19 protein-coding genes are annotated in these 25,410 nt (G+C 65.0%); 12 read left to right on the top strand and 7 right to left on the bottom strand.

Annotation, left to right across the window (positions count from 1 at the left end):
• Positions 1–228 precede the first annotated feature (228 nt).
• Genes E4P09_RS23550 through E4P09_RS23540 form a run of 3 tightly spaced genes read left to right on the top strand, consistent with a single transcriptional unit; the run spans position 229 to position 5,338 of the window.
• Positions 229–1,455, top strand: a complete 1,227-nt coding sequence (locus tag E4P09_RS23550; RefSeq protein WP_137392099.1) for an efflux RND transporter periplasmic adaptor subunit — start codon at positions 229–231, stop codon at positions 1,453–1,455.
• Between the two features lie 7 nt (positions 1,456–1,462).
• Positions 1,463–4,564 carry a multidrug efflux RND transporter permease subunit gene (locus tag E4P09_RS23545; protein ID WP_137392098.1) on the top strand — a complete coding sequence of 1,034 codons (3,102 nt, stop codon included), beginning with the start codon at positions 1,463–1,465 and terminating at the stop codon, positions 4,562–4,564.
• Positions 4,565–4,570: 6 nt separating this feature from the next.
• The gene (locus E4P09_RS23540; protein ID WP_137392097.1) at positions 4,571–5,338 is read left to right on the top strand and encodes a cyclase family protein; all 768 of its coding nucleotides are present in this window, start codon (positions 4,571–4,573) and stop codon (positions 5,336–5,338) included.
• Here E4P09_RS23540 and E4P09_RS23535 read toward each other — a convergent pair.
• Positions 5,335–6,906 (bottom strand): long-chain-fatty-acid--CoA ligase, encoded by a 1,572-nt coding sequence (locus tag E4P09_RS23535; RefSeq protein WP_428977737.1) that lies wholly within the window; start codon positions 6,904–6,906, stop codon positions 5,335–5,337. The genes E4P09_RS23540 and E4P09_RS23535 overlap by 4 nt on opposite strands.
• Before the next feature lie 272 nt (positions 6,907–7,178).
• On the opposite strand from E4P09_RS23535, the gene E4P09_RS23530 reads away from it, so the two are divergent.
• The 9 genes from E4P09_RS23530 (at position 7,179) to mazG (ending at position 16,432) form a co-directional block, all read left to right on the top strand.
• The gene (locus tag E4P09_RS23530) at positions 7,179–7,961 is read left to right on the top strand and encodes a tetratricopeptide repeat protein (RefSeq protein ID WP_170984604.1); all 783 of its coding nucleotides are present in this window, start codon (positions 7,179–7,181) and stop codon (positions 7,959–7,961) included.
• A 128-nt stretch (positions 7,962–8,089) separates the two neighbouring features.
• Positions 8,090–9,178, top strand: coding sequence for a septal ring lytic transglycosylase RlpA family protein (locus tag E4P09_RS23525; RefSeq protein ID WP_137392094.1), 1,089 nt, complete (start codon positions 8,090–8,092; stop codon positions 9,176–9,178).
• A 146-nt stretch (positions 9,179–9,324) separates the two neighbouring features.
• Entirely contained in the window at positions 9,325–10,521 is a 1,197-nt protein-coding gene (locus E4P09_RS23520) for a D-alanyl-D-alanine carboxypeptidase family protein (protein ID WP_137392093.1), read from the top strand.
• 17 nt (positions 10,522–10,538) lie between these two features.
• Positions 10,539–11,171: a dTMP kinase gene (tmk, locus tag E4P09_RS23515; RefSeq protein WP_137392092.1), complete on the top strand. Its 633-nt coding sequence runs from the start codon at positions 10,539–10,541 to the stop codon at positions 11,169–11,171.
• 14 nt (positions 11,172–11,185) lie between these two features.
• Positions 11,186–12,262, top strand: coding sequence for a DNA polymerase III subunit delta' (locus tag E4P09_RS23510; RefSeq protein ID WP_137392091.1), 1,077 nt, complete (start codon positions 11,186–11,188; stop codon positions 12,260–12,262).
• A 25-nt stretch (positions 12,263–12,287) separates the two neighbouring features.
• Positions 12,288–13,847, top strand: coding sequence for a methionine--tRNA ligase (gene metG, locus E4P09_RS23505; protein ID WP_137392090.1), 1,560 nt, complete (start codon positions 12,288–12,290; stop codon positions 13,845–13,847).
• Complete coding sequence (locus E4P09_RS23500) at positions 13,844–14,638, top strand: TatD family hydrolase (RefSeq protein WP_137392089.1); 795 nt, start codon at positions 13,844–13,846, stop codon at positions 14,636–14,638. The genes metG and E4P09_RS23500 overlap by 4 nt, the downstream gene beginning before the upstream one ends.
• Complete coding sequence (locus E4P09_RS23495) at positions 14,635–15,471, top strand: MBL fold metallo-hydrolase (protein WP_137392088.1); 837 nt, start codon at positions 14,635–14,637, stop codon at positions 15,469–15,471. The genes E4P09_RS23500 and E4P09_RS23495 overlap by 4 nt, the downstream gene beginning before the upstream one ends.
• Positions 15,472–15,517: 46 nt before the next feature.
• Positions 15,518–16,432 (top strand): nucleoside triphosphate pyrophosphohydrolase, encoded by a 915-nt coding sequence (mazG, locus tag E4P09_RS23490; protein WP_137392087.1) that lies wholly within the window; start codon positions 15,518–15,520, stop codon positions 16,430–16,432.
• Positions 16,433–16,443: 11 nt separating this feature from the next.
• On the opposite strand, the gene hflX is transcribed toward mazG, so the two are convergent.
• The 6 genes from hflX to ntrC all read right to left on the bottom strand — a co-directional run bounded on the left by hflX (position 16,444) and on the right by ntrC (position 25,408).
• Positions 16,444–17,832: a GTPase HflX gene (gene hflX / locus E4P09_RS23485; protein ID WP_137392086.1), complete on the bottom strand. Its 1,389-nt coding sequence runs from the start codon at positions 17,830–17,832 to the stop codon at positions 16,444–16,446.
• Positions 17,822–18,073 (bottom strand): RNA chaperone Hfq, encoded by a 252-nt coding sequence (gene hfq / locus E4P09_RS23480; RefSeq protein WP_137392085.1) that lies wholly within the window; start codon positions 18,071–18,073, stop codon positions 17,822–17,824. Before hfq ends, hflX begins: the two co-directional genes overlap by 11 nt.
• A gap of 179 nt (positions 18,074–18,252) precedes the next feature.
• Positions 18,253–19,632, bottom strand: coding sequence for a Trk system potassium transporter TrkA (trkA, locus tag E4P09_RS23475; RefSeq protein WP_137392084.1), 1,380 nt, complete (start codon positions 19,630–19,632; stop codon positions 18,253–18,255).
• Between the two features lie 150 nt (positions 19,633–19,782).
• Entirely contained in the window at positions 19,783–21,171 is a 1,389-nt protein-coding gene (gene ntrX, locus E4P09_RS23470; RefSeq protein WP_137392083.1) for a nitrogen assimilation response regulator NtrX, read from the bottom strand.
• The gene (locus E4P09_RS23465; protein WP_170984603.1) at positions 21,172–23,676 is read right to left on the bottom strand and encodes a sensor histidine kinase NtrY-like; all 2,505 of its coding nucleotides are present in this window, start codon (positions 23,674–23,676) and stop codon (positions 21,172–21,174) included.
• A gap of 280 nt (positions 23,677–23,956) precedes the next feature.
• The gene (ntrC, locus tag E4P09_RS23460; protein WP_137392081.1) at positions 23,957–25,408 is read right to left on the bottom strand and encodes a nitrogen regulation protein NR(I); all 1,452 of its coding nucleotides are present in this window, start codon (positions 25,406–25,408) and stop codon (positions 23,957–23,959) included.
• Between the last annotated feature and the right edge of the window lie 2 nt (positions 25,409–25,410).

Below are 25,410 nucleotides of genomic sequence, written 5' to 3'. Positions count from 1 at the left end.
GAACACTTGTGCGGCTTGCCCACAGACGCCCCTAGCCATCTTGCTAATCCACACCCTCATTAGTTTATCGTAACCGCGAAGACAAGCGTAAGTGGCTTGACCGCAGCGATTACCCTGCTACAGCTGGCGGCCTCCAGAGGTGGCCACCGCTCGTCCAAGCTGGATTGATAACAGCTGGCGCAACGGAGCGAAATCCCGGCTTGGTGCCGGTCTTATTCGGATCGGGTCATGATAAAGCGGTTTCTGATCGTCAGCGTCCTCGTTATCGCTGTCGTCGGCGGGATCGGCTATTACAAGCTCGTGTTCGAGCCGGAGCTGGTGAGGAACATCATCATGAGCTCGCCGATGCCGACCGCGACGGTGTCGGCGGAGGCCGCCAAGGAGCAGTCGTGGCAGCAGCGCATCTCGGCCATCGGCACGGTTCGCGCGACCCGCGGCATCGAGGTCACGTCCGAGGTCGCCGGACGGATCACGATCGCCAACTTCGAGTCCGGCCAGGACGTGAAGGCGGGCGCCGAGCTCATCCAGCTCGACGACTCGACGGAGCAGGCTCAGCTCAAGAGCGATCTCGCCACGCTGAAGAGCGCTCAGCTCACCTATGAGCGCCAGCTCCAGCTGTTCAAGTCGAGGACGACGTCGCAAGCGAATCTGGACGATGCCTTGGCCGCGCGCGACCAGGCCGCGGCGGCGGTCGAGCTCACCCGGGCGCAGATCGCCAAGAAGCGCATCACGGTGCCCTTCGACGGAAGGCTCGGCATCCGGCTCGTGGACGTCGGACAATATGTGACGCCCGGTACCCCGTTCGTGGGGCTGCACACGCTCGACCCCATCTATGTGGACTTTCCGATCCCCGAGCAGCAGACGGCATCGTTGCGCAACGGGCTTACGGTGGAGGTGCGCACCGATGCCTTTCCGGGCGAAACCTTCACCGGCAAGATCGAGGCGCTCGACAGCCGCATCAACCCTGAGACGCGGGCCATTCTGGTCAGGGCCTCGCTACCCAACCCGGACAAGCGCCTGCTTCCCGGCATGTTCGCCAATGTGGACGTGATCGCCGGTGAGCAGCAGATGGTGGTGACCGTGCCGGCCACCGCGGTGACCTATAGCCTCTATGGCGACACGGTCTTCGTGCTGACGCCGCAGGACGGGAACCAGGGCAAGAACGGCTCGGCCGTTTCCCAGAACAAGAGCGGCGGCGTAATCGAATCCGCCCAGGCGCAGGAAGCCGACAAAGGCGGCCAGGAAAACCAGTCCCAGCAGCAACAGCTCTACAAGGTAGAGCGGCGGGTGGTGAAGACCGGTGCCCAGATCGGCGATCGCGTCCAAATCGTCGAGGGCCTGAAGGCTGGCGAGCTGGTGGCGACCTCCGGCCAGAACAAGCTCCAGGGCGGAATGACGGCGCGGGTGGACAACACCAACCCGCTGGTTCCGCCCGAGACACCGCCCAAGGGGTGAGCCGCAGATGACCTTCACCGACATCTTCATCAAGCGGCCGGTTCTGGCGACGGTCGTCAGCCTGATGATTCTGCTCGTGGGCCTGGGCGCCATGTTCAGCCTGCAGATCCGGCAGTATCCGGAGCTCACCAACACCACGATCACCATCACCACGACCTATCCGGGCGCCAATGCGGATCTGATCAAGGGCTTCATCACCACACCGATCCAGCAGGCGGTGGCGAGTACCGAGGGCATCGACACGCTGGTCTCGTCCTCGCAGCAGAACGTCTCCACGGTGACGCTCAACCTGCGGCTCAATGCCGACCCGGATCGGGCAGCGACCGATGTTCTCTCCAAGCTCAACCAGATCAGCGGCGAACTGCCGGAGGAATCGAACGACCCGGTGGTGGTGAAGCAGACGGGCGATCCTTACGCGCTCATGTATATCGGCTTCAACAGCGACACCATGACCGGCGCGCAGATCACGGATTATCTGACCCGGGTGGTGCAGCCGAAGCTGCAGACCATCAATGGCGTGTCGAAGGCGGAGATCCTGGGCGGCCAGACCTTCGCCATGCGCGCCTGGCTCAAGCCCGAGCGCATGGCGGCATTGGGCGTCACCCCGTCGGACGTGGCCAACGCGCTGGCCGCCAACAACTTCACCAGCGCCGCCGGGCAGGTCAAAAGCAACTTCATCCAAACCACCATAAACGCGGACACCTCGCTCAAGAGCGCCAACGCCTTCGCCCAGCTGGTGATCAAGTCCGAGGGCGACGCGCTGATCCGCCTAGGCCATATCGCCGACGTGGAGCTGGGCCCGGAGAGCACGGACACGAGTTCGGTGTTCGGCGGGCTCAAGGCAGTGTTCATGGGCATCTACACCGCGCCCACCGCCAACCCGCTGACGGTCATCTCGGACGTGCGCGAAACCATGCCGTCGATCCAGGCGCAGCTGCCCTCCGGCATGAAGGCTTCGATCGCCTATGACGCCACCGACTTCATCAACGCCTCGATCGAGGAGGTGGTGAAGACGCTTGGCGAGGCGGCCGTCATCGTCATCGTCGTGATCTTCCTTTTTCTCGGCAACCTGCGCTCGACCTTGATCCCGATCGTCACCATCCCCTTGTCCCTGATCGGGGTCATGGTGCTGCTGCTGGCGCTGGGCTATTCCATCAACCTCCTGACCCTGCTCGCCCTGGTGCTGGCCATCGGCCTGGTGGTCGACGACGCCATCGTGGTGGTTGAGAATATCTTCCGCCACATCGAAGAGGGGATGGCGCCGTTCGAGGCCTCGATCAAGGGCGCGCGCGAGATTGCGCTGCCGGTCATCGCCATGACCATCACCCTGGCGGCGGTCTATGCGCCGATCGGCTTCACCACCGGCCTTACCGGCGCCCTCTTTCGGGAATTCGCCTTCACCCTTGCCGGATCGGTGATCGTCTCCGGTGTGGTCGCGCTGACCCTGTCGCCCATGCTGTGCTCGAAGCTGCTCAGTGCCAAGACGGGCGATAGCCGCTTCACCCGGTTCATCAACCGGCGGTTCGAGGGCCTGCGCCAGCGCTATGAACGTCGGCTCACCGGCACGCTGCGCGCCAAGCCGGCCATGATCGTCGTGCTGATCGGGACGATCATCGCCACCGGCATCCTCTATACCACCGCGCAGAAGGAACTCGCCCCGGACGAGGACCAAGGGTTCATCTTCAGCATCATCTCGGCGCCGGAATATGCCAATCTGGACTATCTCGAGCATTATACTGATGAGGTCGGCAAGATCTTCATGGCGGTGCCGGAATATGCCAACTATTTCATGATCAACGGTTCGGCCGGCGTGCGCCAGGCGATCGGCGGGCTGATCTTCAAGCCGTGGAGCGAGCGGGAGCGTTCGGTACAGCAGGTGCTGCAGGACCTCCAGGGCAAGCTCGCAGGCATTGCCGGCGTGCAGGTGCTGGCCATATCGCCGCCGCCTTTGCCCGGCTCGACCGGCGGCGCGCCGGTGCAGTTCGTGGTGACCACCACCGGGCCCTACGAGGAGCTGGCGGAGATCGCCCAGCAGCTGCAGAACGCAGCCAACCAGAGCGGCTTATTCCTGTTCACCGACATCGACTTGCGCTTCAACTCGCCGCAGATCGAAGTCAAGATCGATCATGACAAGGCGAATCGTCTTGGCGTCGACATGCGCGAGATCGGCGCGAGCCTCGCCACCATGCTGGGCGGCAACTATGTCAACCGGTTCAATCTCGCAGGCCGCAGCTACAAGACCATACCGCAGGTGCCGCGCGAATTCCGGATGACGGTCGACTGGCTCAAGCGTTACGAGGTGCGCACCGCCACCGGCCAGATGGTGCCGCTGTCGACCTTCGCCACCATCGGGCAGACCGTGCAGCCGAATTCGCTGACCACCTTCCAGCAGCTGAACTCGGCGACACTCTCAGGCGTGCCCTTCCCCGGGCGCACGCAAGGGGACGTGCTCACCTTCCTGCGTGAAAAGGCGCAGGAGCTGTTCCCGGAGGGCTATACCTACGACTTCCAGGGCGAGAGCCGGCAATATGTGCAGGAAGGCAACACCCTGATCTACACCTTCGTGTTCGCCCTCATCGTCATCTTCCTGGTGCTGGCGGCGCAGTTCGAGAGCTTCCGCGATCCGCTCATCATCCTGATCGCGTTGCCGACATCCATGTTCGGCGCGCTGCTGCCCATCGCGATGATTCCTCAGCTCGCCACCGTCAACATTTATACGCAGATCGGCCTGGTTACCCTGATCGGCCTCATCTCCAAGCACGGCATCCTGATGGTCGAGTTTGCCAACAAGCTGCAGGAAGAGGAGGGCATGTCGAAACAGGATGCGATCATCCATGCGGCCGGCGTGCGCCTGCGCCCGATTCTGATGACCACCGCTGCCATCGTGGTGGCCATGGTGCCGCTGCTCATTGCCGATGGAGCCGGTGCCCGCAGCCGCTTCGACATCGGCCTGGTGATCGCGGCCGGCATGACCATTGGCACACTGTTCACCCTGTTCGTGACACCGGCCGTCTATGTCTATGTCGCCCGTGACCACCGGGCCGCGCGTGAGCGCCTCGAGGCGCTGGAGGCGGGCGGCACCGGCGCTCCCGCGCCCACGGCGGGCTAGCGTGCCGTGCGCCTGATCGACCTCTCCATACCGCTGGAGAATGATGTTCCGGCGGATCCGCCGTTCCAGCGGCCACGCATCGACTACAAGACCCACGCGGAAACGGCCGCCGCAATGGCGAGCCTGTTTCCGGGTCTCAACCCGGACGATCTGCCGGACGGGCAGGGTTGGGCGGTCGAAACCGTCAGCATCTCGACCCATAACGGCACCCATGTGGACGCGCCCTGGCACTACCATCCCACCATGGATGGCGGGGCACGGGCGCTCACGGTGGACGAACTGCCATTGGAGTGGTTCTTCCAGCCCGGCGTGAAGCTCGACTTCCGGCATCTGCCGGATGGCCATGTGGTCTCGCCCGCAGAAATCGATGCCGAGCTTCGCCGCATAGGCCATACCCTGCGCCCGCTGGACATCGTGCTGGTCAATACCGGCGCCGGCGCACGTTTCGGGAAGGCCGATTATGTGGACAGTGGCTGCGGCATGGGTCGTGCGGCCACGCTGCACCTCACCAGCTACGGCATTCGCGTGGTCGGCACCGATGCCTGGAGCTGGGATGCGCCATTTTCCCACACGGCGCGCCGCTTCGCCGAGACCGGCGACCCCACGATCATCTGGGAAGGGCACAAGGCGGGCCGGGAGGCCGGCTACTGCCAGATCGAGAAATTGCACAATCTCGAAGCGCTGCCGCCGACCGGCTTCCGGGTGGCCTGCTTCCCTGTGAAGATCCGCAAGGCATCCGCCGGGTGGACCCGAGCGGTTGCGATTCTCGACTAGCTTGCCGCCGGTCCGGCCGGGCGCAGCTCCTTCTTGGAGAGCTTGCCGATCAGGGTCTTGGGCAGCTCGCCGCGGAACTCGATCGCGCTCGGCAGTTCGATCTTCGACAGCCGTGGCCGCAGGAATTCCAGAAGCTCCCGCTCGGTGACGCTGGCGTCATCACGCAGCTTCACGAAGGCCTTGGGCGCTTCCCCCCGATACGCATCGGGGATGCCGATCACCGTCACCTCGGCAACCGCGGGATGCTCGTGCACAGCCTCCTCGATGCGGCGCGGATAGACCTTGTAGCCGGAGGCGATGATGATGTCCTTGATCCGGTCGACGAGGAACACGAAGCCGTCCTCGTCCATGTAGCCGACATCGCCGGTGCGCAGGAAATTGCCAGTAAACACCTTGGCGGTCTCCTGCGGCTGCTTCCAATAGCCTTTCATCACCTGCGGACCGGCGATGCACAGCTCGCCGATCTCTCCCGTCGGCATCACTTGGGTTGGATCATCGAGCGAGCGGATCTGCTCGATGGTGCCGGGCACGGGGAGGCCGATCGAGCCGTCCCTGCTCGGTCCGGTGAACGGATTGATATTGGTCACGGGCGACGTCTCGCTGAGCCCGTAGCCCTCGACCAGGCGGCAGCCGGACAGCTTCTCGAAGCCCTTGCGAATCTCGACGGGCAGGGGTGCGCCGCCCGAGATGCAGAACTTCAGCGAGGCGAGATCGCTGGGATCGACGCCCCTGTGGTTGAGGATCGCACCGAAGATCGTCGGCACCCCAGGCAGGATGGTCGCACGCGTGCGGCGAATCAGGCGCAAGGCTTCGATGAGATTGAAACGCGGCATCAGGATCATCTCGAAGCCATAGGCGATCGAGAAATTCATGACGCCCGTGAGCGCGAAGACGTGGAAGAAGGGCAGGATCGCCATCATGCGCTCCTCGCCATCGGCCACCCCGTGGAACCAGAGCCGCACCTGCTGCAGGTTGATGGTGAGGTTGGCGTGGGTGAGCATGACCCCCTTGGGCGTGCCGGTCGTGCCGCCCGTGTATTGCAGGACTGCGATATCCTGCGGATCGAGATCCGGCTTGGGGTAGCTGCGGCCGTGGCTGCGCAGCTCCTGCAAGCGGACAAAAGCGCCGCCCGCCGGCACCGCGGCCGTTTCCTTGCGCTTGAACGTGGTGAACAGCAGCCGCTTCACCGGGGGCAGGGCGCTGGCAAAGGGGCAGACGATGACCTTCTCGATGAGGCCTCGATTTACGAGCTCGCCGACTTTGTCGAACACCGCCGCGATGTCGACCGTGACCATGACCGTCACCTCGGCGTCCTTCGCCTGCTGGGCAAGCTCGTCCACCGTATAGAGCGGATTGAAGTTCACGATGGTGGCGCCGAGCTTGAGGCCGGCATAGAAGAAGGCGATGAAGAAAGGCGTGTTGGGCAGAACGAGCCCGATATGGCTGCCGACGCCGATGCCTTGCCGGGCGAGCCCGGCGGCAATTTCGTCCGTCATGGCCGCAAGCTCGTCATACGTGAGAACCTGCCCGAGGAAATTCGTACAGCGCTTTGGACCGAAGCGTTTCACCGCCTGGTCAAAAATCTCGGGAAGGGTGGAGGGATTGAGGGGGGCATCCCATGCAACTTCAGGAGGATATGCTCTCGGCGGCACGGGCCGGGATTGCTGGCACTCCCGGCTATTGGCTGCGGACGTCAATCAGGCCTCCCCTGGTGGTTCTCGCTGGTCGTAAGGCCATGATATCATGCTGGCGGGACCACAGGCACCTCAAGGGTGACTTTTGTCTGTGCCGGCAAAGATATTGAAGAGGGTGCGTTGCGATCATGCAGGACAAGGCGAGATTGAAGCGGATCGGAATGGTTTCGGCGGTCCTGGTGGCGATCGCGCCGGCCGCGGCCATCGCTCAGTCGCCGGCACCGGGCAGCCGCTGCCAGAACGACCAGTCGCCCGGGGAGAATTCCGTGTTGGCCTCCAAAGGCAACGATATAGCCCAATGCGTTCTGGGCACAGCCTATGAAACCGGCAACGGCGTCAAGCGTGACCTGCGGCGTGCGGCCGAGCTTTACCAGCAGTCGGCCAACAAGGGCAATGTGGATGCCCAGTACCGGCTCGGCCGCCTCTTGGAGGTTGGGGGCGAGAACCTGCCGGCCGACCCGGCCTTCGCAGTCAGCATGTACCAGACCGCGGCGCGGTACGGTCAGATCGAAGCGCAATACCGGCTCGGCTATGCACTCCAGCATGGGCTGGGCATCGAGAAGAATGCCGACCAGGCCGTGATCTGGTATCGCCGCGCGGCGGAAAACGGGCTGGCTGACGCACAGAACAGCCTGGCGCTCATGTATCTCACCGGCAACGGCGTTTCGCGGAACTACAAGGAAGCGGCGCGGCTGCTCAAACAGGCGGCCGATCAGGGCAATGACTGGGCGCAGAACAACCTTGCCGGGCTTTATGAGCTCGGTTGGGGCGTGCCGAAGGATATGAAGGAAGCCCGCCGCCTTTACGCCGCCGCGGCCGCCAAGGACAATCCTGGCGCCAAGCGCAACCTGGAGCGGCTCGCCGCCATGGGGCAGGGCAGTGACCAGGCGCACAGGAGCCCGACCGCAGGGGCTCAACCCCAGCCGTGACGTCTTAACGGCGGCTTAACCACGTTCGTAAACGTCGCCTTTACGGCGTTTCGCGCAGTGTCGGGGAGCGATCCGCATGCCCGGTCGAGCGGGGAAGCGCGGTCGAGGTTGCGTTCCGGGTAGCGACATTGATCAAGATCCGTATTGGACGGCGGGGCTCCGTCCTGAAGCTCACGCTCCGCCAGGTCCGTTTCCTTGCACCTCTTGCTGCGCTGCTGGTCATCGGCGGCGCCGTGGCCCTGACCGGCTGCTCCAGCAGCAAGGTTTCCCAGAAACGTGATCCCTTCGCCGGCAAAGGCAGTCCCATCTACCCCGGCAATGGTCCTCTGCCGAAGGGCGGCGGCCGCTATCACGTGGGCAAGCCTTACGAGATCGCCGGACGGACCTATGTCCCGCGGGTGGATCCCGGCTACGACAAGATCGGGACGGCCTCATGGTATGGTCCGCAGTTCCACCGGCGGATGACGTCCAATGGCGAGTGGTTCGACATGGAATACCTCTCCGCCGCCCACCCGACCCTGCCGCTGCCGAGCTATGCCAAGGTGACCAATGTGGCCACCGGGCGATCGCTGATCGTGCGGGTGAACGACCGGGGTCCGTTCGTCGGCAACCGCATCATCGACCTGTCGAAGCGCAGTGCGGAGCTTTTGGAGGTCAAGAGGAAAGGCACCGGCACCGTCCGCGTGCAGTATATCGGCCCGGCCCCGCTCAACGATCAAGGCCGGCATCTCATGGCCATGAACGAGGAACTGAGACGCGGAACACCGATGCGCTACATGATCGCTGCCGCCGACAGCCGGGTTGGCGCGGGGAGGGGCGGGGTGCCGGTCATGGTGGCGCACGCCACGCCTGCGCACCCGCCGCAGCCGCAGCCGCAGCCGACCACGCCGCTGGCGCCCAGCTCCACGGCATCGACCACCACCGCGAGCCTTGCGGCGCCTGCGACCCCAGCGGTCCCCGTATCGACCGGCAGCCCGGGCGGGCAGGGCTACTACATCCAGGCGGCCGCCCTGTCCAATCCCGACAATGCTGATCGCGTGCGCAGCCAGCTCGCGAGCCTCGGTCCTGTCGAGGTCATGCCGGTCGAAGCCGGCGCGCGCACCTTATTCCGCGTCCGGGTCGGTCCGCTCACCGATCCGGCATCGGCCGATTCGACGCTGCGCGGCGTCATTGCCGCGGGCTATGCCGATGCCAGGATCGTTCCGGCGTCCTACTGACGAAGTGTTTACGCCTCCAGTGCACGAAATGCGCCTTCACGCCCCGATTTGTTGATTTCGAGCGTTGACGCCGCTACCCTGACGGCAAGCGGCGGTAAAAGACCGGAGAGCTGGCTCTTTTCGGCACAGGAGGCAAGCGAGACCCGATGACGGCAGCACTTCGCTGTAGGTTGCTGCTCGCGCTGGTGAGCGTGGCGGCGCTGGTCATGTCCGTTGCTGCTGGATGGGCGCAAGGTGACGCGGAAGGCGCCGACCAGCCCGACTTTGTCTCGCGGGCGCCACGGGCGATCCTTATGGAGGCGGGTTCGGGCGAGGTGATCTACGAAAAGGACGCGGATGCTCCGTTCCCGCCGGCCAGCATGGCCAAGCTGATGACCGCGGTGGTGGCGTTCGATGCCCTGAAACGAGGCGAAATCTCCCCGGAAGAGGAGTTCACCATATCGCCGAATGCCTGGCGGCGCGGCGGAGCACCATCCGGCAGCTCGACCATGTATGCGGAGGTGAACTCCAAGGTTTCCGTGCACAACCTGCTCATGGGTGCGCTCACCATATCGGGCAACGACGCCTGCATTGCCATTGCCGAGGGCATGGCAGGCTCGGAGGAGGCATTTGCCGCTCAGATGACCGAGCGGGCGAGACGCTTGGGCCTCACAGATTCCGTGTTCACCAACGCCTCGGGCCTGCCGGACCCGAAAATGCACACCACTGCGCGCGATCTGGCGGTGATCGCCCACTATATCATCCAGACCTACCCTGACTATTACCGGACCTATTTCGGCAACCCCGAGTTCACCTGGAACAACATCAAGCAGCGCAACCGCAATCCACTGCTCGGCGTGGTGCAGGGGGTGGATGGGCTGAAGACCGGCTATACCAAAGAATCCGGTTACGGCCTGGTGGCATCCGCCGAGCGGAACGGACGGCGGCTGATCCTGGTGGTGGCGGGCCTTCCCTCGGCCAAGGAGCGCGAGGCCGAAGCCGGCAAGCTGCTCGCCTGGGGCTTCCGCCGCTACAAGACGGTGACCCTGTTCAATGCCAACGAGACCGTGGGCAAGGCCCGGGTATGGGGTGGCGACCGCAGCTGGGTGGGCCTGGTGGCGCACGAGCCGGTGCGGCTGATGATGTCGCCGGGCGAGCGCGACCGCATGGCGGCCGAGATCGTGTATAAGGGCCCCCTCTATGCGCCCGTGCGGGTGGGTGACGAGATCGGCCAGCTCCGGTTCAGCCTGGACGGCAAGCTCGTGTCGCAAGTGCCGCTCTATGCCGGCAACGAAGTGCTGCCTGCGGAGGGCATGCTGCGCCGCGCGGTGGACACCCTCAGCCTCATGATGTTCGGCACCTGAGCCGGCGCCTCCGTCCCATGGCGCACCGGCGGTTCATTACCCTTGAAGGCGGCGAGGGCACCGGCAAGTCCACGCAGGCGCGGCGCCTGGCCGAGCGGCTGCGGCAGGAAACCGGCAGCGAGGTGGTGCTCACGCGCGAGCCGGGCGGCACCGAGGGGGCGGAGGCTATCCGTACCTTGCTGGTCAACGGCCGCGCCGACCGCTGGTCGGCCACGGCCGAGGCCCTGCTCAACTATGCGGCGCGGGACGACCATTTGCGGCGTATCATCCTGCCCGCGCTCGAGCGCGGTGCTTTCGTGGTCTGCGACCGGTTCGCCGACTCGACCCGCGCCTATCAGGGTGCGGCAGGCGGCGCCGATCCCGCCCTGATCGCCGCGCTCGAACGCAGCGTGATCGGCGATCATTGGCCGGGGCTGACCCTGGTGCTCGATATCGCCCCCGCGCTCGGTCTTGCGAGGGCCGCCAACCGCCGCGGTGGGGAAGGGCGGTTCGAGGGAAAGCACCTCTCGTATCACGAGACCTTGCGCCGCGCCTTTCTCGCCACCGCCGAGGCCGATCCACATCGCTGCGTGGTCATCGATGCCGCGGCCCCGCTCGAAGCGGTGACCGCAGCCATTTGGCAGACGGTTGCATCCCGGCTGTTGGCCTGATACGCCCGCGGGTTATGAAGGACGATCTCGCGCAAGAGCTGGATGAGCGGCTGCATCCGCGGCACCGGGCCGTGCTCATCGGGCATGGCGGGACCGAGCGCCGGCTGCTCGATGCCTACCGGTCGGGCAAGCTGCACCACGGCTGGATCCTGAATGGCCCGCGCGGCATCGGCAAGGCCACGCTCGCCTACCGTTTCACGCGCTTCCTGCTGCGTTATCCCGATCCGGCAATGGTGCCGGCGGGCGTCCGCGAAGGCTGCGATGTGGACCCGGCGGATCCGGTGTTCCGCCGGGTGGCAGCCCAGGGACATGCGGATCTCATCACCATCACGCGCGCTTACGATACGCGCAACAAGCGGCTCAAGGCGGAGATCGGGGTGGATGAGGCCCGCCAGGCGAGCCAATTTCTCGGGCGAACCGCGGGCGAGGGCGGTTGGCGGGTGGTGATCGTGGATGCGGCCGATGAAATGACCGCCAGTGCGGCCAATGCCTTGCTGAAGAGCCTGGAGGAGCCGCCGCCGCGGACCGTCTTTCTTCTGGTGAGCCATGTGTCCGGACGGCTTCTGCCGACGATCCGCTCGCGCTGTATCAGGCTCGATCTCGCGCCGCTGGCCGACGAGGAGGTCGAGCGGGTGCTGGACGTGGTGCTGGAGGAGGGAGGCAAGCCGAGCGCGGAGCAGCGGCAGCTGGCAATCGCCCTGGCCGAGGGCAGCCCCGGCCGGGCGTTGCAGCTGCTGCAGGGAGGCGGGCTCAAGCTGTTCAGGGACTTCTCGGCTCTGCTCGAGCAGGTGCCCGGCCTCGACTATGGCCGGCTGTTCGAGTTTGCCGAGCGTCTGCGCGGGGCGCAGGCTCTCGACGACTATCGGTTGTTTACCGAGCTCATGGAACAGTGGCTGTCGCGCCGGATTCGCGATGCGGCGCGCGGGGTCGATGATTGGGCCGGCCGGATGCCGCTCAACCGTCTGGGGCAATGGAGCGAGGTGCACCAGGCGATCGTCCATTCCATCGGTCGCGCAAATGCCCTAAACCTCGATCGCCGCGAGGTGATCGTTCAGGCCATGCGGCTGATCGATGCCACCGCCCGCCCATGACCGCTCCGAGAGAAGTCTAACGCCGATGTCCGACAAGCGCTTTTACATCACCACCGCCATCTCCTATCCCAATGGGGCGCCGCATATCGGGCATGCCTATGAGGCGCTGGTCACCGACGCGCTCGCCCGGTTCAAGCGCCTCGATGGCTATGACGTGTTCTTCCTCACCGGCACCGACGAGCACGGCATCAAGATGCTGCAGACCGCGAGCCGGGAAGGGCTTGCGCCGCGGGCGCTGGCCGAACGGAACACGCCGCTGTTCCAGAAGATGGTGGCGGCGCTCGACTGCTCGAATGATGACTTCATCCGCACCACCGAGCCGCGCCACTACGCCGCCTCGCAGGAGATCTGGCGGCGTATGGCGGCGAATGGGGACATCTATCTCTCGACCTATTCCGGCTGGTACTCGGTGCGGGACGAGGCCTATTACGACGAGAGCGAGCTCACGAAGGGACCCGACGGCCAGCGGCTGTCACCGCAAGGCACGCCGGTGGAGTGGGTGGAGGAGGAGAGCTATTTCTTCCGCCTCTCCGCCTATCAGGACAAGCTGCTCGCCCATTACGAGGCCAATCCGGATTTCATCGGCCCCGAGACCCGGCGCAACGAGGTGATCAGCTTCGTGCGCGGCGGCCTGCGCGACCTGTCGATCTCGCGCACAACCTTCGATTGGGGCGTGCCGGTGCCGGACAATCCCAAGCACGTGATGTATGTGTGGGTCGATGCGCTGACCAATTACATCACCGGGGTCGGCTTTCCCGATGAACAGTCGGAGCAGTTCAAGCGGTTCTGGCCGGCGGACGTGCACGTGATCGGCAAGGACATTGTGCGGTTCCACGCGGTCTATTGGCCCGCCTTCCTGATGTCCGCAGGCATTCCCTTGCCCAAGCGCGTGTTCGGCCACGGCTTCCTGTTCAACAGGGGCGAGAAGATGTCCAAGTCGGTGGGCAATGTCATCGATCCCCTGGCGCTGATCGGGCATTACGGGCTTGACCCCGTGCGCTATTTCTTCATGCGCGAGGTGCCGTTCGGCCAGGACGGCAACTATAGCCACGAGGCGATCGTCAACCGGATCAACGCCGATCTCGCCAATGACCTGGGCAATCTCGCCCAGCGCTCCCTATCGATGATCGCCAAGAACTGCAGCGGCCAAGTTCCCAAGCCCGCTGCGTTTTCCGCCGAGGATCAGGCCTTGCTGGACGAGAGCGGCCGTCTGCTGGCCGAGATCCGGCCGCATATGGACGAGCAGGCGGTGCATAAGGCCCTGGATGCGATCTGGCGGGTGGTGGCCGAGGCCAATCGCTATTTCGCCAAGCAGGAACCCTGGGCCCTGCGCAAGACCGATCCTCAGCGCATGGGCACGGTGCTTTATGTGGCCGCCGAGGTCATCCGGCGGATCGGCCTGCTTACGCAGCCGTTCATGCCGCGATCGGCGGGAAAGCTGCTCGACATGCTGGCCGTTCCGGCTGATGCACGCGGGTTTGCGGCGCTTGGCGACGGCCTCGTGCCCGGCACGGCACTGCCACAGCCGCAGGGCGTGTTCCCCCGCTATGTGGAGAAGGAAGACGAGGACAAGGGCGGCCAATGACCAGTGCGGTGTCCGGTGTCGTAGACAGCCATTGCCATCTCGATTTCCCGGAATTCGCCGATTTGGACGCGGTGGTCGCCCGCGCGCGCGATGCGGGCGTCACCAAGATGGTGACGATCTCGACCAAGGTGCGGCAATTCGCGAAAATCCGCGCCATTGCCGAGGCTTACGACGATGTCTTCTGCACCGTGGGCACCCATCCGCATAATGCCGACGAGGAAATGGACGTCACGGCGGACGACCTCGCGGAACTCGCGCGCCATCCCAAGGTGGTCGGCATCGGCGAGGCCGGGCTCGATTATCACTACGGCTATTCCGCCCGGGAAAACCAGATGGCCGGCTTCCGCGTCCATGCGGAGGCGGCGCGCCGCACCGGATTGCCGCTGGTGGTCCATAGCCGCTCGGCGGAAGACGACACGGCGCGCGTGCTCGAGGAGGAGATGGGGAAGGGGGCTTTTCAACCCCTCCTCCACTGCTTCTCGTCGGAGGCGCGCCTGGCCGAGCGCAGCCTGGCGCTTGGCGCTTATGTTTCTTTTTCCGGCATCATCAGCTTCAAGACCGCGCAAGCCTTGCGCGACATTGTTGCCGCCGTGCCCATGGACAAGCTGCTGGTGGAGACGGACGCGCCCTACCTTGCGCCGGTGCCCATGCGAGGCAAGGTGAACGAGCCCGCCTATGTGGTTCATACGCTAAAGGTTTTGGCCGAGGTCAAAGGCCTCGGCGCTCAGGAGATGGCCGACATCACCACGGCGAATTTCCATCGCCTGTTCGCGAAGGTGCCGGGGCCATGACGGCTGCCTCGCGCGAAGAGCCGGCTGGGATCATCACCATCCTCGGCTGCGGCTCGTCGGCCGGCGTGCCGCGGATCGGCAATTATTGGGGCGCGTGCGATCCGGCCAATCCCCGCAATCGTCGGCGGCGCTGCTCGATCCTGATCGAGCGCGCGGGCGAGGGCGGCGTGACCCGGGTGCTGGTGGACACGACGCCCGACGTCCGCGAACAGCTGCTGGCGGCCGATGTGGGCCTGCTCGACGGCGTGGTGTTCACCCATGAGCATGCGGATCATTGCCACGGCATCGATGAGCTGCGCGCCGTGGCGATCAATGCCCGCCGCCGCGTGTCGGTCTGGGCCGACGACCGCACCATGCGCGAGCTCTATCATCGCTTCGGCTACTGCTTCGAAACCCCGCCGGGATCGAGCTATCCGCCGATCCTGCAAGCGCATCGACTGGAGGCGGGCGAACATGTGAGCATCCCAGGCGCGGGCGGCCCGATCGACATTCTGCCGTTCGATCTGGTGCATGGCGATATCACGGCGCTGGGCCTGCGGATTGGTGGCCTCGCCTACACGCCGGATGTGAGCGCCATTCCCGACGCCGCGCTGCCGGCGCTCACCGGGCTCGACACCTGGGTAATCGACGCGCTGCGGCCGGCACCGCATCCCACCCATTTCAACGTGGATGAAGCGCTTTATTGGATCGGGCGCATGCGGCCGAGGCATGCGGTGCTCACCAACATGCATATCGACCTGGATTACGAGAGCCTGCGGAAAAGCCTGCCGGACGGCATCGAGCCAGCCTATGACGGCATGCGGCTGCCGGTGGTGTTTGGGCCACCGATTTAGTTTCCATAATATAGATTATGCGACTGGCGGATATCGGGAGCCCCCTATGACCAGTGACAGCCCTGCTCAGGATCCAGAAGAGCCGCGGCAGGCTGATGTGGCCGCCGCCGACGCCGGACCGCTCGGCGACCCGAAGTCGATCGATACGCTGCTCGCCATCATGGCGGCGCTGCGCGATCCCGAGAGCGGCTGCCCGTGGGATCTCCAGCAGAGCTTCGCCACCATCGCGCCCTATACGATCGAGGAAGCTTACGAGGTGGCCGATGCGATCGCGCGCGGCGACCTGGGCGATCTCCGCGACGAGCTGGGTGACCTCCAGCTGCAGGTGGTCTACCACGCGCAGCTTGCGGCGGAGACCGGCGCCTTCACCTTCGCCGATGTGATCGAGGCGATCACATCCAAGATGATCCGCCGCCATCCCCATGTGTTCGGCGATGCGGCGGCACGGGCACGGGGTGCTACGCCCGGCATGTGGGAGCGGATCAAGGCCGACGAGCGCGAGGCCAAGGCGGCCGCCGGCCCGGCCGCCGGTGAGCCCGGCCGGGCAGGCGCCGCAAGCGCCCCTAGCCTGCTCGATGATGTGCCGCAGGCTCTCCCTGCCCTGAGCCGCGCGGCGAAGCTCCAGAACAGAGCCGCCCGCGTGGGGTTTGACTGGCCATCGCTCGAACCCGTGCTGGACAAGGCGGCGGAGGAGTTGGGCGAGCTGCGCGACGTGCTCGAGAATGGCGGCGGCAGGAGCGACATGGCCGAAGAGATCGGCGATCTCTTGTTCGTGATCGCCAATGTCGCGCGCCATCTCAAGATCGACCCGGAAGACGCGCTGCGCTCTGCCAACGCGAAATTCGTCAGAAGATTCCGCTATATAGAGCAGACCCTTGAAGCGCGGGGTGAAACGCCGGAAGCCGCTGGTCTGGCAGGCATGGATGCTTTGTGGGACGAGGCGAAGGCGCGCGGCCTCTGAAGAAATCCGGCTTATTCGGCGGCGGCGCGCAGCATCTCGTCCTGATAGCGCGACCGCACCAGGGACGCCTTTTCCGCCGGCACGCGTACAGTGACTGCCACGGAACCATCGTCGAGGTCGTCGCGCGACAACACCTCGCCCACCTCGTAGAGCCAGGCAAGCCGCGCGCCCTCGCCTGCCGAGATGCGCAATTCCAGGATATCGGCAGATGTGGCCAGCCGCTCTTCCACTTTGGCCAGAAGGTCGGCCACGCCCTCGCCGGTGAGCGCCGACACCATCACCACGTCATCGCGCCGCTCCGCTTGGTTCGCGAACGCAGTGCGCTCGGCCTCATCCAGCCGGTCGACCTTGTTCCAGACCTCGATGATGTGCTCGCGACGATCCTCATCGATGCCGAGCGCATCCAGCACCTGCAGCACGTCGGCAGCCTGCGCATCGGTCTCCGCGTGGCTGATATCGCGCACATGCAGGATGAGGGTTGCCTCCAGCACCTCTTCCAAGGTGGCCCTGAAAGCGGCGACCAGGTCGGTCGGCAGCTCCGAGATGAAGCCGACGGTGTCGGAGAGAATCACCACGCGCCCATGCGGCAGGGCGAGCCGGCGCATGGTCGGATCGAGCGTGGCGAACAGCATGTTCTCGGCCAGCACAGTGGCTCGGGTCAGCCGATTGAATAGGGTTGACTTGCCCGCATTGGTATAGCCGACCAGGGCGACGATCGGATAAGGCACGCGGCGCCGGTTTTCGCGGTGCAGCTCGCGCCGGGCCTTTACCTTGTCCAACTCGCCGCGGATCTTGGTGATGCGCTCCTGAATGACCCGCCGGTCCGCTTCGATCTGGGTTTCACCCGGGCCGCCTAGGAACCCGAAGCCGCCACGCTGCCGCTCGAGATGGGTCCAGGAGCGCACTAGACGGCTCTTCTGGTAGGTGAGGTGGGCAAGCTCCACCTGCAGGCGCCCTTCCCTCGTCCCGGCCCGGCGACCGAAGATTTCCAGTATAAGTCCGGTGCGGTCGAGCACCTTGGCGCCCCAGGCGCGCTCCAGGTTGCGCTGCTGTACCGGGCTCAGGGTCGCGTTGACGACCACGAGCTCAGCCTCGAGCTCTTTGACCGCCGTGCCGATCTCGGCCACCTTGCCGCCGCCGATCAGGGTGGCGGGCACGGGCCGTGACAGCATCACCGTGCTGTCCCCGACAATGTCCAGGTCGATCGCCGCCGCAAGGCCACGGGCCTCCTCGAGGCGCTCGGCCTCGTCCCGCAGAAGACCGGCCGCATGGCTTGGCCCGAGAGCGCCCGGCTTGAAGCCCACATGTACCACATAGGCGCGCGTGGCCTCGGGCCCTTCGATCTGGAAGGAGACGGGCCTGCTGTGCCCGTCTCCACCTTGTCGTCGTCTATTCGTCACTACCGCCGTTGCCTTCCTCGTACAGCTTGATGGGCGCGCTCGGCATAATCGTAGATATGGCGTGCTTGTAGACCAGTTGCGATAGGCCGTCCCGGCGCAGCAGCACGCAGAAATTGTCGAACCACACGATCACTCCTTGCAGCTTCACGCCGTTCACCAGAAAGATCGTGAGCGGAATATGTTCCTTGCGGACCTTGTTCAGGAATACGTCTTGCAGGTTTTGCTGCTTTTCTGATGCCATTGTCGTTCTCGCGTAATTTGTTGAAGACGATGCCGCACACACACACGTCGTGCTCGTCCTTATCGACGTCTAAACCAAAAGGCTGACGGCATTGGGGCAGAGGTGCCCAAGTCAGGCTAACATAAATCGACTCGCGCTTCGATCTGCAACAGAGCACGGCGCCGCAGCACCCTGCCCCTTCAGAAATATTCGAGACTGACGCGGAAGAGGTGCTCGACATCGCGGACCAGCCCGGCCAGCGCGAAGATCACGATGCGATCCCGCGGGCGGATCTCGGTCCCGCCTTGCGGAATGAACACTTTGCCGTTGCGCACGATGGCCCCGATGCGGACCCCATCGGGCAATTCCGCATCGCGGAGCGCCTTGCCGACGACCGGTGAGGTTTCCAGGGCTTCGGCCTCCAGGATCTCCCCATCGCCATGCTGCACCGGGTGCACCCCGCGGATGCGGCCGCGCCGGACATGGCGGAGAATGCTGGAGATGGTCACCGCGCGCGGGCTGATATAGGTGTCGATGCCCAGCGTGTTGAGCACCGGGTTGAGGTCCGGACTGGACACGAGGCAAAAGCTCTGTTGGGCCCCCTCGTTCTTGGCCAGCACCGCGGAGAGAATATTCACCTTGTCGTCGTTGGTGAGCGCCACGAAGGCATCGGCATCCTGGGCGCCCGCCTCCTGCAGCAGCTCCTGCTCTAAGGAGCTTCCGTGCAGGACGAGGGTGCGCTTCAGCTCCTCGGCGATATGGCTGGCGCGCGCCCTATCCTGCTCGATGATCTTGACATGGACCGCGCGGCCATGCCGCTCCTCCAGCTTGCGGGCGACATAGAGGCCGATATTGCCGCCCCCGGCGACCACCACCCGGCGGGCTGGCTTCTCCTCATGGCCGAACAGGCTCAACACCCGCGTGGATTGCTGGCGGTCGGCAATGACATACACGTCGTCGCCGACGAGCATCTGGTCGGCGCCATGGGGCACGAACAGCCTGCCGTTGCGGAAGATGCCTACCACTGTCGCCTGGAGATCCGGAAAGAGCTCGGTCAGCTGCCTGAGCGGCGTGTCGACCACCGGGCAGTTCTCATCGAGGCGGATGCCCAGCCCGATCACCGCCTCGTCCACGAAATGGACCGCCTCGAACGCGCCGGGCAGGGCGAGGCGGCGCAGCACCATCTCGCCCACTGCCGTTTCCGGCGAGATGATCACGTCGATGGGCAGGTTCTCGCGGGAATAGAGGTTGCGCCATTGCGGATCGAGATAGCCCTGGGCGCGCACCCGGGCGATCTTCGTCGGGATGTCGAACAGGGAATGGGCGATCTGACAGGCCAGCATGTTCACTTCGTCGGCGAAGGTGACGGCGATGATCATGTCAGCATCGCGCGCCCCGGCTCGCTCCAGCACGTCGGGATGCGAGCCATGGCCCACGATTCCCTGCACGTCCAGGCTGTCGGTGACTGCCTGGATGAGCGCGGGCGACTTGTCGATGATGGTGACGTCGTTGTCTTCCTTGGCCAGCCGCTCGGCAATGCCACGGCCGACCTGCCCGGCGCCGCAAATGAGAATCTTCATGCAGGAGATCTAGCAAGTTCGGGCATGGTCGTGCAAACGCCGTTTGAGCAAAGGCGCTTGCGCCATATTGGCATGGACCATACCCAAGACGTAGGCGTTATCTTCGCATGCAGGCGAGGGGCAATGCCCCCGCCTGCATGCAAAAGGCGATCAATGAAGTTCGTAAGACTTCTCGCCGACGCCGAGCAGCTTCAGCTTGCGGTGCAGCGCCGAGCGCTCCATGCCGACAAAGGTGGCTGTCTTGGAGATGTTGCCACCGAAGCGGGCGATCTGCGCGGCCAGGTATTCCCGCTCGAAGATCTCGCGGGCCTCTCTCAACGGCAGCGACATCAGCTGCTCCGCGCCATTCCCGTTGGCGAGTGGCGGCATGACCCCACCCAGTTCCGAAGGCAGCATGGACGCCGAGATCTCGGTGCCGGGCTCGCCGCCGACCAGGATCATCAGCCGCTCCACATTGTTGCGCAGCTGGCGCACATTGCCAGGCCATTCCAGCGTCTGCAGAATCGCCAGCGCATCCTCGGCGATCTCCCGCGGCGGCTGGCCGGAAATGGCCGAGTACTGCCGCACGAAGTTCTGGACCAGGGCGGGGATGTCATCACGCCGTTCGCTCAGCGAGGGCACCCGGATCGGCACCACATTGAGCCTGTGGTAGAGATCCTCGCGGAACAGCCCCTGCTCGATGAGCCGCCGCAGGTCGCGCGCGGTGGACGAGACGATGCGCACGTCCACCTTGACCCGCTTGGACCCGCCGACCCGCTGGAAGCTCTGCTCCACCAGCACCCGCAGGATCTTGCCCTGGGTCTCAATCGGCATGTCGGCAACCTCGTCGAGGAACAAGGTGCCGCTATGCGCTTCTTCCAAGGCGCCGACCCGGGCCAGGGTGCCGTCGGGATTCTCCACCCCGAACAGCTCCTCTTCCATGCGCTCGGGCGCCATGGTGGCGGCCGGAAGGATGACGAACGGCCCCTTGGCCCTGTGCGACCAGGCATGTAGCACGCGGGCGGTCAGTTCCTTGCCGGAGCCGAGCGGGCCTGAGATCAGCACCCGGCTGTTGGTGGGCGCGACCTTCTTCACCAACTGGCGCAGCTGGCGCATGACCGCGGATTCCCCGATCAGCTCGGCCAGGGCCCCTGCCCGCTCCTTCAGCTCCTCGTTCTCGCGCCGTAGGCGGCTGGCCTCGAGCGCACGGCCCACCACCAGCACCAAGCGGTCCGCCTTGAACGGCTTCTCAATATAATCGTAGGCCCCCCGCTTGATGGCGGAAACCGCCGTCTCGATATTGCCATGGCCCGAAATGATCACCACGGGCAGATCGGGATGGCTCTTCTTGATCACGTTCAACAGGTCGAGCCCGTCCAGTTTCGACCCCTGCAGCCAAATATCCAAAATGATCAGCGACGGGCGCCGATCATGGATCGCCGCCAGCGCGCTGTCGCTGTCATGGGCAAGGCGCGCGTCATACCCCTCATCCTCCAAAATGCCGGCGATGAGATTGCGGATGTCGGCCTCATCATCCACGACGAGAATATCCGAAGCCATCTATTGGTCCCTCTCGTTTCCAGGTTCTCGATTGACCGCCCCTGATACGCTCTGCTCTCTCCGTTCCGTTGCCCCCGCCGAGGCGGTTGCGAGCATCGCCGTCGGCGCGATCGCCGCGACAGGCGCCTGCTCGTCAGTGTTCCCCTCGCTGCCGCCATCACCGCCCTGCCCCGCCGCGGCCAGCCCTGTCGGCGCTGTGTCGGTCGCGCCGTCCGCGCTTGCCGCCGAGCTCGCCCCCTGCGCCGGCAGCAGCAGCCGGACCAGCGCGCCGCCGTCATACGCCGCCGGCGCATCCGACAAGGTGATCTGCCCCCCGTGCTCTTCCATGATGCGTTTGACGATGGCAAGACCAAGGCCGGTGCCCTTCTGGCGTGTGGTCATGTAGGGCTCGAGCAGCCGCTGCCGGTTGTCCTTGGGCAGGCCGATGCCGTTATCGGCGACGCCGATGACCACATGGTCGCCCTCGCGTGACAGCACCACGTCGACCCGGCCGCGATGGCGCGGGTCCTTCTGCACGCGCGCTTCCACGGCCTCCCGCGCGTTCTTGACCAGATTGGTGATGGCCTGGGTGATGAGCCGGCGGTCGAAACCGACCACGACCGGCGCCTCGGGCACGCGCACGTCGATATCGATGTCGCTGCTCGAGACCCGTTGCAACACCATCGCTTCCTTCACCGCCGCGGCGAGATCGGCTTCTTCCAGCTCGGCCTTGGGCATGCGGGCGAAGGCGGAGAACTCGTCGATCATCCGGCCGATATCGCCGACCTGGCGGATGATGGTCTCGGTGCACTGCTCGAACACCTTGGGATCGGTGCGGATCTCCTTGGCATATTTGCGGCGCAGGCGTTCCGCCGACAGCTGGATCGGCGTGAGCGGGTTCTTGATCTCATGGGCGATGCGCCGCGCGATGTCGGACCAGGCGGTGTTGCGCTGGGCCGACACCAGTTCCGTCACATCGTCGATCGTCACCACATAGCCCTGCTCGTCCTCGCGGGCCCTCTCGGTGGTGATGCGCACGAAGAGATTGCGCTCCTCGCCATCGACACGCGTGTTGATGTGGCCTTCCGCGGAACCTGAGCGCTTCTTGAGCGCCTTGCGGAACAGCGTGTCCAGCTCCGGAAGCGCGTCGGTGATCATGGTGCCGGTGAGATCGCCATCGCTCTTGTGCAGCAGCGCCTGCGCCGAGCTATTGGCTAGGGTGATTCGGCCGGTGCGGTCGAGGCCGAGCACGCCGGCGCTGATGCCGGACAGCACCGCCTCGGTGAAGCGCCGCCGCAAATCGAGCTGCACATTGGCGTTGATCAGCTCGCTGCGCTGCGATTCGAGCTGGCGGGTCATGCGGTTGAAGGTGCGCCCCAGGGTGGCGAGATCGCCCTCGGCCCGGCGCACCGGCACCTTCACGTCCAGCTCGCCCAGCGAGACGCGACGGGCCGCATCCACCAGCCGCACGATGGGCTGCACCAGGCGGTCCGAGAGCCACAGGCCCAGCCAGACCGCCGCCAGCAGGAAGATGAAGGACACGCCGATATACATGAGCGCGAAGGTGACCTGCACGCCGGTGCGCTGGTTCTGCATCGCCTCATAGGCGATCACCCCTTCGCGGGTGCGCTGCAGGTGCTCGATCACCTTGGGATTCACCAGCCGCAGCACATAGAGATAGGAGTTGTTGAAGCCGTCGAGCTTCAGCAGCGCGCGGATGACATTGCTGCGCCCCGGCCCGTCCACCACCAGCTTGCCCTCGGCCGCCTTGGCCAGCTCGGTCTCGCTGGGAGGCTGGAACTGGATCTGGTCGTTGATGGTGACGCTCGATTCGATGCGACGGCGGTCGCTGTCGATCACATAGGCAGCAGCCAGGCCGCGGATGGCCACGTGGGTGGCAAGCCGACGGGTGAACTGTTCCCGGTCGGTGTCGAACTCCAGCTTGCGGCGGCTAAGATCGGCGGCAATGGCGGCAACGTCGCCGCGGATGACCTCCCCATGCTCGGCGATATAGGTCTCCGCCACGTTGACGGCGGTGTCGACGATCTCGCGGGTGCGCTCCGAAAACCAGGTGTCGAGGCCGCGATTGAGGGTCACGGTCGCGAACAGGGCCACGATGATGGCCGGCAAGGCCGCGATGATGGAGAACAGCGAGACGATGCGGATGTGGAGGCTGGCGCCCGCGATGCCCTGCCGGCGCGCCTGCCACAGCACGTAGGCCTGCCAGGCGATCAGGGCGGCCATGGACATGACCAGGACCAGGTTCACCCCGAGCAGGGTGACGATGAGGTCCGGCGTCGGCTCGAGCGGGGTGAGCCCGGTCAGGATCGAATAGGTGGCGAGTCCCGTCACGATCGAGGTGATCACCAGGAACACCCCCAGCTTCGCCGGAATGCGGCGCTGGCTGGGCTGTGCCTCGATCCTGACCTGGCGGCGCGGGGACTCCGCGGCAGGCAGTCTAGCTGTTTCGACCCCGACGACCATGACCTCGCTCAGATTGCGAGGGCGCAAATGATGCGCGCTCACGACACGCATCCGCAGGAAGGACTTGCTTACGTGACCCGGCAGTGACGGCCAGCTTCGCGCCGGCACTCCAGCGACACGTCACAAACGGCGTCATTTCCGACGCTGCTCGATGCCCTTACCGATTTGCCCCTGTGCCCGCAGTTTTGAATCGCCCCTCTCCCCAGGGCAAGGTGATAGACGATTCTGTTGCGAAAATCCAACAGTGTTGTTGCCGATCGGCAACAGTTGAGTTGGAGAAGCGCAGTTTTCTGCGGGCATTCAGATTGCGGCAAGAAAAGCTTTACCGTTGCGGAATCGGCGCACGGATCACGGTTATGCCATAATCTCTGATCTTCTTGCGCAGGGTGTTCCGGTTGATTCCCAGAAGCTCGGCGGCACGGATCTGGTTGCCGTTTGTGGCCGCAAGCGAAGCGTTGATGAGCGGCGGCTCCACTTCAGACAGAAATCGGTTGTAGAGGCCGGGCGGCGGCGTGCTGTTGCGAAAGCCGGCGAAATAGTCGGCCAGATGGTTCTCCACGAACTCGGAGAGGCTGGCCGGCTCGCCGGCTGGCGAGGGTCCCTGCGGCTCAGCCAGGTCGGCCAGCTCCTGCTCCACGATCCGGGCCGTGATCGCCTCATCCACATAGATCGCGCTCATGCGGCGGACGAGATTTTCAAGCTCCCGGACGTTGCCGGGCCAACGGTGCTTCTTGAGCCGCTCCATGGCGTCCGGCTCGATCTGCTTGACCGGCAGGCCCTGCTGCTCGGCTTGGGCGAGGAAGTGCTGGATAAGGTCGGGAATGTCCTCCAGGCGCTCGCGCAAGGGTGGCAGGCGCAGCGGCACCACATTCAGCCGGAAGAACAGGTCCTCGCGGAACAGCCCTTGCGCGATCTGCGCCTTGAGATCGCGATGGGTGGCGGCGATGATGCGGATATTGACCTTGATCGGGTGGGTGCCGCCAACGGTCGTGAACTCGCCCTGCTGCAGCACGCGCAGAAGCCGCGTCTGCGCCTCCATGGGCATGTCGCCGATCTCGTCCAGGAACAGCGTGCCGCCCTGCGCCTGCTCGAAACGGCCGGCATAGCGGGTCAAAGCGCCGGTGAAGGCGCCCTTCTCGTGGCCGAACAGCTCGGACTCGATCAGCTCCCGCGGGATCGCCGCCATATTCACTGCAACGAAGGGCCCCTTGCGCCGCCGGCCATAATCGTGCAGTGCCCGGGCAACGAGTTCCTTGCCGGTGCCGGACTCACCCATGATCATCACGGTGAGGTCCGTTTGGGTGAGGCGGGCGATGATGCGGTAGATCTCCTGCATCGCCTGGGAGCGGCCGATGATCGGCAGCTTCTCGTCGTCGCCTGGCATCTCCACCGCCGCAGGCTTGCGCTTGGCCTGGTCCAGCGCGCGGGCGGTAACCGACAAGAGCTCGTTCAGATCGAACGGCTTGGGCAGATACTCGTAGGCGCCCCGCTCGGCCGCGGTGATCGCGGTCATGATGGTGTTCTTGGCGCTCATCAGGATGACCGGCAGCTCCGGCCGCTGCTTCTTCACCCTGAGCAGCATGTCGAAGGCATTTCCGTCCGGCAGCATGACATCGGAGATGACAAGGTCACCCTGCCCTTCCGCCATCCAGCGCCAGAGGGTTCCGATATTGCCGGTCGAGCGCACGATATAGCCGGCCCGTCCCAGCGCCTGGTTCAAGACAGTGCGGATGGCGCTGTCATCATCGGCAAGCAATATGGTCTTGGCGGGCATGG

Origin of the sequence: Rhodoligotrophos defluvii (assembly GCF_005281615.1) — a bacterium.
Taxonomy (GTDB): Bacteria; Pseudomonadota; Alphaproteobacteria; order Rhizobiales; family Im1; genus Rhodoligotrophos; species Rhodoligotrophos defluvii.
This window is presented reverse-complemented; position numbering and strand designations above follow the sequence as displayed.